At 29.8% G+C, this 11,704-nt stretch carries 9 protein-coding genes; 1 reads left to right on the top strand and 8 read right to left on the bottom strand.

Going from position 1 to position 11,704, the window contains the following annotated elements; genetic code table 11:
• Positions 1 to 77: 77 nt before the first annotated feature.
• The 8 genes from carB to proB all read right to left on the bottom strand — a co-directional run bounded on the left by carB (position 78) and on the right by proB (position 10,016).
• On the bottom strand, positions 78 to 3,284 hold the full coding sequence (gene carB / locus I4V63_RS13565; RefSeq protein WP_196001775.1) for a carbamoyl-phosphate synthase large subunit: 3,207 nt from the start codon (positions 3,282 to 3,284) through the stop codon (positions 78 to 80).
• 13 nt (positions 3,285 to 3,297) lie between these two features.
• Positions 3,298 to 4,347: a glutamine-hydrolyzing carbamoyl-phosphate synthase small subunit gene (gene carA / locus I4V63_RS13560; protein ID WP_196001774.1), complete on the bottom strand. Its 1,050-nt coding sequence runs from the start codon at positions 4,345 to 4,347 to the stop codon at positions 3,298 to 3,300.
• A gap of 542 nt (positions 4,348 to 4,889) precedes the next feature.
• Positions 4,890 to 5,699, bottom strand: coding sequence for a Cof-type HAD-IIB family hydrolase (locus tag I4V63_RS13555; protein ID WP_196001773.1), 810 nt, complete (start codon positions 5,697 to 5,699; stop codon positions 4,890 to 4,892).
• A 10-nt stretch (positions 5,700 to 5,709) separates the two neighbouring features.
• Entirely contained in the window at positions 5,710 to 6,489 is a 780-nt protein-coding gene (locus tag I4V63_RS13550; RefSeq protein WP_196001772.1) for an SDR family oxidoreductase, read from the bottom strand.
• 21 nt (positions 6,490 to 6,510) lie between these two features.
• Entirely contained in the window at positions 6,511 to 6,954 is a 444-nt protein-coding gene (locus I4V63_RS13545; RefSeq protein WP_196001771.1) for a GNAT family N-acetyltransferase, read from the bottom strand.
• Positions 6,955 to 7,081: 127 nt separating this feature from the next.
• Positions 7,082 to 7,678, bottom strand: coding sequence for an ElyC/SanA/YdcF family protein (locus tag I4V63_RS13540; protein ID WP_196001770.1), 597 nt, complete (start codon positions 7,676 to 7,678; stop codon positions 7,082 to 7,084).
• 261 nt (positions 7,679 to 7,939) lie between these two features.
• Positions 7,940 to 9,184, bottom strand: coding sequence for a glutamate-5-semialdehyde dehydrogenase (locus I4V63_RS13535; protein ID WP_196001769.1), 1,245 nt, complete (start codon positions 9,182 to 9,184; stop codon positions 7,940 to 7,942).
• A gap of 25 nt (positions 9,185 to 9,209) precedes the next feature.
• Positions 9,210 to 10,016 (bottom strand): glutamate 5-kinase, encoded by an 807-nt coding sequence (gene proB / locus I4V63_RS13530; RefSeq protein WP_196001768.1) that lies wholly within the window; start codon positions 10,014 to 10,016, stop codon positions 9,210 to 9,212.
• 289 nt (positions 10,017 to 10,305) lie between these two features.
• On the opposite strand from proB, the gene I4V63_RS13525 reads away from it, so the two are divergent.
• Positions 10,306 to 11,688: a YjiH family protein gene (locus I4V63_RS13525; RefSeq protein ID WP_196001767.1), complete on the top strand. Its 1,383-nt coding sequence runs from the start codon at positions 10,306 to 10,308 to the stop codon at positions 11,686 to 11,688.
• Positions 11,689 to 11,704: the final 16 nt, after the last annotated feature.

The following is an 11,704-nucleotide window of genomic DNA, read 5'->3' as shown; positions in this document are numbered from 1 at the left end:
CTCTATATAGATAGATACTCTTTTTTTGAGTGTCTACTATATAGGGTCCATTTTAATATTTTCCTGTTCCTTTTTTATTATTCAGCTATATTGAATACTTCTAAATCTCTCTTATCAATTTCACATACCTTAACATCAGCAATTGCTCTTAATGTATCTAAAGCTGTGATAACTCCTATATTTCTTTCTATGGCAGCTCTTCTAATTAAGAATCCATCTCTCTTAGAGTCATTACCCTTAGTTGGCGTATTTACAACTAAATCAACACTTTTACTTTTTACAACATCTAATATGTTTGGTGCATCTTCATTAAGCCTTCTAACTTGCTCACAGTCAATTCCTGCCTCTCTTAAAAGATTGCAAGTTCCTTCTGTTGCAATAAAATTGTATCCAGCCTTAGCTAAATCCATAGCTATTGGTAAGAATTCAGCCTTATCATGTTTATTGATAGTTGCTAAAATTTTTCCTTTTTCCATTGATGGATACATTCCACCACCAACAAACCCCTTATATAAAGCTTCCTTAACATCTCTACCTACACCTAAAACTTCTCCAGTAGATTTCATTTCAGGCCCTAAAGATACCTCAACCTTTGGCAACTTTTGAGTTGAGAATACTGGAACCTTAACTGATACTAGTTCTGGTTCTGGATAAACATCTACTCCATATCCTAAGTCAACTAATTTTTCTCCAAGCATAACCTTAGTAGCTAAATCTACTATTGGTACTCCACTTACCTTACTGATATATGGAACTGTTCTTGAAGCTCTTGGATTAACTTCAATTACATAAAGATTTCCTTCGAACTCTATGAATTGAATGTTTATCATTCCCTTAATTCCTATAGCTAAAGCTAATTTCTTAGTGTAATCTAAAACTTTTGCTTTAATTTCATCACTAATATTTTGACTTGGATACATTGTTACGGAATCTCCTGAATGAACTCCAGCTCTTTCTAAGTGTTCCATTATACCTGGTATTAAAATATTTTCTCCATCAGATATAGCATCTACTTCGATTTCTCTACCCATTAAGTATTTATCTATAAGTATTGGATTTTTCTTATCCTTTTTAAATGCATTGCTTAAGTAGTAAGTTAACTCTTCTTCATCATGAGTTATTTCCATACCTTGACCACCTAATACATATGAAGGTCTAACAAGTACTGGATATTTTAGTCTATTTGCTTCTTCTATACCTTCTTCTAAAGTCCAAACCCCTTTACCCTTTGGTCTAGCTATATCAAACTTTTCAAGTAATTCTTCAAACTTTTCTCTATCTTCAGCCATATCAATTTGATCTGCTGTAGTTCCTAAAGTCTTTATTCCCTTTTCCTTTAAGAAGTTTGCAAGCTTAATTGCTGTTTGACCACCAAATTGAAGTATAACTCCATATGGATTTTCTTTTTCAATTATGTTTAATACATCTTCTTCTGTTAATGGTTCAAAATAAAGTTTATCTGATATATTGAAATCAGTACTTACTGTTTCTGGATTATTGTTAACTATTATAGTTTCAATTCCCATTTTCTTCAATGCCATTACACAGTGAACTGAGGCATAGTCAAATTCAATACCTTGACCTATTCTTATTGGTCCTGAACCAATTACTATAATCTTCTTCTTATCTGATACTTCAACTTCATCATATTGTTCATAAGTTGAGTAGTAATATGGTGATAATGCTTCGAATTCTCCACCACAAGTATCAACCATCTTGTAAGCAGGTTTTATGTTCCAGATACTTCTTAATCTATAGATATCATCTGGACTAACCTTTAACATATCAGCTATAGCCTTATCTGAGAACCCTTTTCTCTTAAGTTTTAATAACCATTCCTTATCTAAATCATCGATTTTGCTTAATTTTAATCTAGTTTCTTCATGCACTATCCATTTGAATTTTTCCAAGAAGAATATATCTATTCCTGTAATTTTAGCTATGCTTTCAATTCTATAATCTCTTCTTATCATTTCTGTAAGAGCAAATAATCTTTCATCATCTGGTTTCATTACAGCTTCTTTTAATTCTTGTATGCTCATTTCTTTAAACTTTGGATGGTCTAAAGAATATTTTCCTATTTCTAAACTTCTGATACCCTTTAATAACGCTGACTCTAAGTTAGCACCTATAGCCATTATTTCTCCAGTTGCCATCATCTTTGTTCCCAAAGCTCTATCAGCTGTAAAGAACTTATCGAAAGGCCATTTTGGAATCTTAACTACAACATAATCTAATGTTGGTTCAAAGCAAGCATATGTCTTTTGAGTTACTGCATTTTTAATTTCATCTAATCCGTAACCTAAAGCTATTTTAGCTGCAAGCTTTGCTATTGGATATCCAGTAGCTTTTGATGCTAAAGCTGAAGATCTTGAAACTCTAGGGTTAATTTCGATAACTGCATATTCAAATGAATTTGGATTTAAAGCAAATTGTACGTTACATCCTCCTTCAATACCTACTGCATTTATGATATTGATTGATGCAGTTCTAAGCATTTGGTATTCTTTATCAGATAAAGTTTGAGATGGTGCTACAACTATACTATCACCTGTATGAATACCTACTGGGTCAATGTTTTCCATGTTACAAACAGTTATACAGTTTCCGTAAGAGTCTCTCATTACTTCGTACTCTACTTCCTTCCAACCTTTAACTGATTTTTCTAATAAAACTTGACCTATTGTACTTAATTGTAATCCTGATGCAAGAATAGTTCTTAATTCCTCTTCATTTTCAGCTATTCCTCCACCAGTTCCTCCTAATGTATAAGCAGGTCTTACTATAACTGGGTAACCAATCTTGCTTGCAAATGCCATACCAGCTTCCATATCAGTTACTATTTCAGATGTAATAACCGGCTCATTGATTCTATTCATCATATCTCTAAATAGCTCTCTATCTTCACCTTCTTTGATAGAAGCTATTGAAGTTCCTATAACTTTAACATTATACTTTTCTAATATTCCAGCATCATGTAAATCAACTGCTAAGTTAAGTCCTGTTTGACCTCCCATACCAGCAAGTAAACTATCTGGTCTTTCCTTTGCTATTACTTTTTCAACAAATTCTAATGTTAATGGTTCTATATAAATTTTATCTGCAACTTCTTTGTCTGTCATAATAGTAGCTGGGTTAGAGTTTACTAATACAACTTCTATCCCTTCTTCCTTTAATGCTTGACATGCTTGAGTTCCTGAATAATCAAACTCTGCAGCTTGCCCGATAACTATTGGTCCTGATCCTATAACTAAAACTTTTTTTATATCTTTATTTAATGGCATTTTCTAAACCCTCCTATAGTGCATATTCCATAAATCTGTCAAATATATATTCACTATCCTTTGGACCTGCTGCAGCCTCTGGATGGAATTGAACTGAGTATATTGGTAAAGTAGCATGTTTCATACCTTCCACTGTTCCGTCATTAATATTTAAGTGTGTTGCTATAACACCTTCTGGTAGCTCATCTACTACATATCCATGATTTTGAGAAGTAATATGAACTCTATTTCTTTCTAAATCTTTTACTGGATGGTTGCATCCTCTATGTCCAAACTTTAATTTAGTAGTTTTTCCACCTAAAGTTAATGCTAGTAATTGATGTCCTAAACAAATACCTACTATAGGTTTAACTCCAACTATCTTTTTAATGTTTTCTATTACATCAGTTAAATCTTCTGGATCCCCAGGGCCATTTGATAAAAATACTAAATCAGGATTTACTGATAATACTTCTTCTGCTGTAGCAGTCATTGGAAATACTGTTATTTTGCAATTTCTCTTTTTGAAGTTTCTTATTATATTTGTTTTTATTCCAAAATCCATAATTGCAACATGCTTTCCTGTTCCCTCGATTGTATATGGTTTCTTTGTAGTTACCATTTTTACTGCATCTCTATTTGAAAAAGCACTTATTTTTTCTTTAACTTCTTCTAATGTTTCATGTTCTAATGAAATTATTCCTCTCATTGTCCCATTGTTTCTTAATACCTTCGTTAAAGCTCTTGTATCTATACCTTCTAAACCTATTATTTTATTTTGCTTTAAGTAATCTTCTAATCCAATTTCACATCTAAAGTTATTTGGGAAGCTACATTTTTCTCTCACTATGAATCCTCTTACCTTAGGTGTATCTGATTCATTATCCTCTAAATTTATTCCATAGTTTCCTATTAGTGGATATGTCATAGTTACAATTTGTCCGTAGTATGATGGATCTGTTAAAACCTCTTGATATCCTGTCATTCCTGTTGTAAATACAACCTCTCCTACGCTATCTTTTAAGTATCCAAATGCATTACCTTCAAAAATCATGCCATTTTCTAATATAAGCCTTGCTTTCATTCCTAGCCCTCCTAAAATTCATGTATATAACAGCTAAAAATACACTTTCTAAAAGCTCTTTAACTTTAAATATAATTTATCTATTTTCTTAACTATTTATTTAGTTAAAAATAACAGAAAAGGATAGTAAGGAGACATTTAACTATGTAATCTCTCCATACTATCCTTATTATATTTAAAATTTACTTTAGAAAATTCTTTTGATAAATCGATGTAACTATTGCTATTTACATATAACATACCTACATACTCCTTTCTGGCCTCTCTGGACCAATTTAAAGTGTACTTTTTAACTAATTAATTATTTATTCTTATCTTTGTATATTATTGTATATTTAGCGCGAATTATTGTCAAGAATAAATTAGCTTTATTAGGTGGAATTTGCCAGCTAAATTTTTGTACACTTTATTCCAAATATTTCAATGTGCATTTTTTATAATTATACCTCTTTATGAATATTTATTCAATATAGTTGTATTTTTATAAATATATGAAATAAAGCCATTAGATTTGTTATCTTAATGGCTTTATTTTCTTAAACTTATTTATTTTTTAATTCTTTTATCCAGTTTACTATAAATTCTATTGGATTTTCATCATTACTTGGTGCTATATATTTTGATTTTCTTTTTAATTCTTCACTTCCATTGCTTATACAAAAACCATACTCCGCTTCTTGTAAAAGTTCAACATCATTCATATTATCTCCAACCGTAATTATCGTAAAATCTTCAATTTCTTTATACATTACTAATTTCTTCAATGCTTGCCCCTTTGATATTTCTTTTGGTATTATTTCTAAATATACATCTGAACTCCTTACAATATTATTATCACCATAGTCTTTTCTTAAATATGTTTCAACAAAATCTAGTTCTTCTTTTTCACCTACAATTAAAGCTTTAGTCCATTTTTTATTCCAAATACTTTCATCGACATTATAAATTACATCATAACCTAGCTTACTAAATCTTTCAGTTCTTTTACATGCTTGATAAATATATACTTGCTCATTACTATATATCTCTATTCCTATATTAGGATTAACCTTATTTATTACTTTGACTATTTCTTTTCGTTCTTCTTCTAAAAACTTCTCCCAAATTACTTCATCACTATTAAAATCATATACTTTAGTTCCATTATACATAATTACAGGAAGTGTAACCTTCATCTTATGAATATGTCTCTTTATTGAAGGTAACATACGTCCAGTAGCTAAAGTAAATTGACCACCATTATCTACAAAATACTCTATAGCTTTTTTATTTTCTTCTGATAATTTTCCTTTACTATTTAAAAGTGTTCCATCCATATCAGAAACTAATAAATATCCATCAAAAATCCCCATATTTTTCTCCTTATTTTTTATTAGTTTTCAGTATTATTTTTCTTGAGATTCGTCTAGGTAAAAGCTTATTTCCCATAACTAATAATTTATTTTTCATTCCAGGAATTATAATAAGATTACCTTTTTTAAAATCTTTATAGCAAACTTTAGCAACCTTTTCTGCATCCATTAAATATTTCTTGGCAGATTCACTTTTCTTAATTCCAGCCTTGTCTTGGAAAGTAGTCTTAACAGGACCAGGACAAAGACATGAAATCTTTATTCCACTATCTTTACACTCTTCATATATAGCTTCTGTTAAATTAAGTACATATGCCTTTGATGCGTAATAAGCTGCCATTCTAGGGCCTGAGCAAAAAGCAGCTGTTGAAGCTACATTTAAAAGTCCTCCATTTTTACATTCAATGATCTTAGGCAAGAAATATTTTGTTAACTTAGTTAATGTTTTTATATTTATATCTATTAATGCTTCTTCCATTGCCCATTCTATTTCATTAAAATCACCAAAGGTTCCAATTCCAGCATTATTAACTAAAATATCTACATTTAACCTATTTATTTCGACATAATTAAATAAACCTTGAATATCCTCATTTTTTGATAAATCTAAGCTTAATATTTTTACTTGCACATTATATTTAATTAATTCATTTTTTGCTGCTTGTAATTTATTTTCATTTCTAGCAACTAAAATTAAATTATGTTTATCCTTTGCAAATAACTTTGCAAGCTCATATCCAATTCCAGTTGATGCACCTGTTATTAATGTATAGTTTCTTGTACTATTCATAATAAACCTCTCCTAAAAATCTTATAATTCTAATTTCATTTTAACATGAGGAATATTAACTTCATCATAAACATCTGATATAACCTTAAATCCTACACTTTCATATAATCCTTTAGCATAAAGTTGTGCTGATAATACTACAGTTTTTTCATCTAATTTGTTTTTAATAAACTCTAATGCCACTTTCATCATTTCTTGAGCAATTCCTTTTCCTCTATAACTTGAAAGTACTAAAACTCTTCCTACTGAAATATAATCGTATCCTATTCCTTTAGGTACTATTCTACAATAAGCAACAACTCTTTCATTTTCTTTTAACATTATATGATGACATACCTTATCTTTATCATCAAAATCCTGTTCTTCTACTATCTTCTGCTCACAAACAAAAACCTCAAACCTAGATTTTGCAATTTCATACATTTCATTAACCGTTAAATCATTAAACTTTTTAATTTCAAACATTTTTCTACTTCCTTCCCTTTTTTTGCTACTATTTTATCTATTTATTATCCAATATAATTTAAGTATAATCTATTAAAAATATAATTTATTTTTATTTATCAATAAAAGAAGGCCTTATAAAGATACATTAATATATCTTTATAAGGCATAAAAAGAAATCTTTAATTTGAGCCAAACGCTCTCTTCTCTTATATTTCTTCATTCTATCGTATTCCCTCATATCAGAGGCTATTCCATATGCTTCAATTCCAAATCTTCTTGCAATAAATATGGCTCTTGGCAAATGATATCCATTAGTTGATATTATAGCTTTATTAATATTAAATATATTCTTCGCCCTCTTCATACTATCATAAGTACAAAAGCCACAATTATCTATTAATAAATCTGATTCTCTAATATTCTCTTCAGTGTAGTTTTTCATAATCCAATTTTTCATAACAGCAAGTTCATTATGATTCTCACCACTATTATCACCAGTTAACAAAATAGTTTTGCATATTCTTCTTACATATACTTTAGCACCCGTATCTAACCTATCTGCCAATAAGTCACAAGGATTTCCATCTGGTCTTATACCAGCACCTAAAATAATTACAGTATCACAATCTATCGGAAGGTCTTTCATGTCTAAAATGTACTTATTGCCATACATGTCCATTACTACAAATATGCTAAGAACAATTAGCGCTACTATTAAACAAAAAATCAATACATAGGCCATATATTATTCCTTCTCGACTATTTCTTCTACTATATGATATGTGTTTATTTTAAAATTTGTACATTATTTTTTATATAAAACTGCTAGATAACTGGCTTTCTACATATTTTAAGTGAAATATCACAGATGAAACTCTGCCTCCTTCTGTCGGCTGAGTAAGTTCGTCTTGCCAAATTAAAATTTGGAGGCGTTTATTGAAACTCTGCCTCCTTCTGTCGGCTGAGTAAGTTCGCCTTGCCAAATTGAAATTTGGAGGCTCACTTATCTTATCTGTCCGTTTCCGTAGATAATGTATTTTATAGTTGTAAGTTCTTTAAGTCCCATTGGACCTCTTGCATGAAGCTTTTGTGTACTTATTCCTATTTCTGCTCCAAATCCAAACTCTTCTCCATCTGTAAATCTAGTTGATGCATTTACATAAACAGCTGCTGCATCTACCTTTTGTAAGAATTTTTGTGAGTTTGCATAATCTTTAGTAATTATAGCTTCTGAATGCCCTGAACCAAAATGATTAATTAAATTTATTGCTTCATCTATATTCTTTACTACTTTGACTCCAATTTTATAATCTAAATATTCGCTATACCATTCTTCATCATTAGCCTTTATTATTGAAGAATCGTAAGCCATAGAAGTTTCATCACCTCTAACCTCCACATCTTTATCTTTTAATGCTTTTAAAATAACTGGCATAAACTCATTAGCTATTTTTTTATGAACTAATAATTTTTCAGCTGCATTACATACAGATGGTCTTGAAGTCTTTGCATTTAATACAATATTTTTAGCCATTTCAAAATCTGCAAATTCATCAACATATATATGACAATTACCCGTTCCAGTTTCAATTACTGGTACAGTTGCATTTCTGACTACTGCTTGAATAAGCCCTGCTCCTCCTCTTGGGATTAAAACATCTATATATTCTTTTAATTTCATCATTTCAGTTGCAACTTCTCTGCTAGTATCTTCTACTAATTGAATTGCATCCTCTGGAAGATTTATAGATTTAAGTCCTTCTCTTAAAACCTTAACTATAGCCTTATTAGAGTTAATAGCCTCACTTCCGCCTCTTAAGATAGCTACATTACCAGCCTTAAAGCATAATCCAGCTGCATCACTTGTTACATTTGGTCTTGCCTCATATATTATTCCTATAACACCTAAAGGAACTCTTTTTTGACCTATTTGTAATCCATTAGGTCTAGTCCACATTCCTAAAACTTCTCCAACTGGATCTGGAAGTGCAGAAACTTGTCTTAATCCATTTGCCATTCCTTCTATTCTTTCTTCACTTAAAGCTAGTCTATCAAGCATAGATTTAGATGTACCATTTTCAATAGCTGCTTGTAAGTCTAATTTATTAGCATTAATAATTTCTTCCTTATTATTAACTAAAAAATCAGCCATAGCATTTAATCCACTATTTTTTTCTCCTGTACTTAAATTTCCTAATATAAAAGAAACTTCTTTAGCTTTTTTTCCTTTAATAATTAATTCATTCATTATTACTTAACCCCTCTCTACATTTTTATTTCTTTACAAATAATGTTCCAATTTCTTTACCTTCTATTATATCCATTAATATTGATGGAATATCACCATTGGCTAATACCATATTACACCCAGCATTTATAGCTCTTTTAGCCGCTGTTAACTTTGTAGCCATTCCTCCAGTTCCAAGTGAGCTTCCTGCTCCACCTGCACATGCTTCTAGTTCTGGAGTAATTTCTTTTACTGTTTTTATAAGCTGCGAGTTTGGATTCTTCCTTGGATCTGAATCATAAAACCCATCTATGTCAGATAATATAATTAGTAAGTCTGCACAAACTAATTGAGCAACTATTGCAGATAAATTATCATTGTCTCCAAATCTAACTATGTTTTCTATTTCATCTATGGCAACAGTATCATTTTCATTAACTATTGGTATTATCCCATTTTCTAATAAAGTTTCAAATGTATTAACAACATTTTCTCTTATATGCTCATCTTCTACGACATCTCTTGTTAGTAATACTTGTCCAACGACATGACTATATTCTCCAAAAAACTTACTATATATATGCATAAGCTCACATTGCCCTACTGCAGCTACCGCTTGTTTTTCTTTTATGCTCTTTGGTTTTTCTTTTAATTTAAGCTTGTTAACACCAACCCCAACTGCTCCTGATGTAACTAACACAACTTCTTTTCCTGAATTCATTAAATCTGATATTACCCTTGTTAACTTTTCTATTCTTGTTAAGTTTATATTTCCATTATCATAAGTAAGTGTTGAAGTTCCAACCTTAATTACTATTCTATTACATTCTTTCATTTGTTCTCTATAATTCACCTTAATCATCTCCTGAAACTTAGATTGTTATCTCTTTATTATAATTATCTTTATTATTATTTACTATAAAAACTTCCTTTACATTTATGACCTTATCTTCCTTATTAAATAATTACTTTCTATAAACTTGAATAAAAAACACATAAATTTTAATATATTTGCATAAAAATTAAATTTTCCAATGTTTTTTTTAGTTTTTATGCATGAAAAATATTGATTTTTAATATTTCTACATTTAAAATGAATATAGATGAATAATTATAAATTTTTTATGTATAAAGGAGACAGAATGGAAATTTCAAAACTAAAACCATTTGATGATAATAAAAATAAAGTTACTTTAAAAGATAACTTAAAATTTATCATACCTTCTATAATTGGTGTTTTATTATTTATGATTCCAATAAAACATGAAGGTGATGTAACAATTCCTGTAGCTATTTTTTCTGGAATGTTAGTAAATTTTCTTGGTGAATATTTAGTATATATAATTACAGGTACAATGGCTATTTCAGCAATTCTTAGCTTAATAGCAACATTTGTTAAACCTAAATTCATTACTAATAATAAGCTTTTAAGCTCATTATTTACCACTACACCAATATGGTTAGTCGCTAGAGTATTAGGTGGTATATTTGGCGTTCTTGCAGCATTCGAGATAGGACCTGAAATGATAATAAGTGGTGATACTGGTGCTTTTGTATTACATGATCTTTTAACAGTATTATTTTCTATATTCCTATTTGCAGGATTATTCTTACCATTATTACTTAACTTTGGTTTATTAGAATTCTTTGGTTCATTATTAACTAAAGTAATGAGACCTGTATTTAAATTACCTGGTCGTTCTTCAATTGACTGTATTACTTCTTGGCTAGGTGACGGTACTTTAGGGATAATGCTAACTAATAAGCAATATGAAGATGGATTTTATACTGAAAGAGAAGCTGCAACTATAAGTACTACATTCTCTGCAGTTTCAATTACCTTTAGCTTAGTTGTAATAAATACTGTTGGACTTGGAAATATGTTTATACCATTTTATTTAACTGTTACGTTGGCCGGAATAGTTGTAGCTGTGATAGTACCAAGAATTTATCCTTTATCAAAAAAGAAAGATACATATTATAATGGTGAAACTAAAAAAATAGACGAATCTATTCCTCAAGGATATACTTCTTTATCATGGGGATATGAACAAGCTATAATAAAAGCAAGAAAGAATTCTAGTGTAAAAGAATTCTTTGCTGATGGTGCTAAGAATGTTTTAGATATGTGGGTTGGAGTTCTTCCTGTTGTTATGTGTATGGCAACACTAGCTCTTATAATAGCTACTTACACGCCACTATTTAAAATTCTTGGAATACCATTTATTCCAATACTTCAATTATTACAAGTACCAGAAGCCGTTCAAGCTTCTCAAACATTAGTTGTTGGATTTGCAGATATGTTACTTCCTTCAGTTGTTGCTTCAACAACAATAACTAGTGAAATGACAAGATTTATAGTTGCTGCAGTTTCTGTAACTCAACTTGTATATATGTCTGAAGTTGGAGGAGTTTTACTTGGTTCTAAAATTCCCATAAACATAAAAGAATTAATTATAATATTTATAGAAAGAACATTAATAACTTTACCAGTTATAGTTCTAATAGCAAATTTTATATATTAAATATTTAAGCTACCAT

It is taken from the genome of Clostridium sp. 1001271B_151109_B4 (genome assembly GCF_015670405.1).
Classification (GTDB): Bacteria; Bacillota; Clostridia; order Clostridiales; family Clostridiaceae; genus Clostridium.
Note: the sequence above shows the minus strand (reverse complement) of the source record. Positions and strands in the feature narration are given on the sequence as shown.

What these genes read in the sequence shown, in the direction of transcription:
- carB (WP_196001775.1), bottom strand. Translation starts at nt 3,284, where the DNA reads ATGCCATTAAATAAAGATATAAAAAAAGTTTTAGTTATAGGATCAGGA.
- carA (WP_196001774.1), bottom strand. Translation starts at nt 4,347, where the DNA reads ATGAAAGCAAGGCTTATATTAGAAAATGGCATGATTTTTGAAGGTAAT.
- I4V63_RS13555 (WP_196001773.1), bottom strand. Translation starts at nt 5,699, where the DNA reads ATGGGGATTTTTGATGGATATTTATTAGTTTCTGATATGGATGGAACA.
- I4V63_RS13550 (WP_196001772.1), bottom strand. Translation starts at nt 6,489, where the DNA reads ATGAATAGTACAAGAAACTATACATTAATAACAGGTGCATCAACTGGA.
- I4V63_RS13545 (WP_196001771.1), bottom strand. Translation starts at nt 6,954, where the DNA reads ATGTTTGAAATTAAAAAGTTTAATGATTTAACGGTTAATGAAATGTAT.
- I4V63_RS13540 (WP_196001770.1), bottom strand. Translation starts at nt 7,678, where the DNA reads ATGGCCTATGTATTGATTTTTTGTTTAATAGTAGCGCTAATTGTTCTT.
- I4V63_RS13535 (WP_196001769.1), bottom strand. Translation starts at nt 9,184, where the DNA reads ATGAATGAATTAATTATTAAAGGAAAAAAAGCTAAAGAAGTTTCTTTT.
- I4V63_RS13525 (WP_196001767.1), top strand. Translation starts at nt 10,306, where the DNA reads ATGGAAATTTCAAAACTAAAACCATTTGATGATAATAAAAATAAAGTT.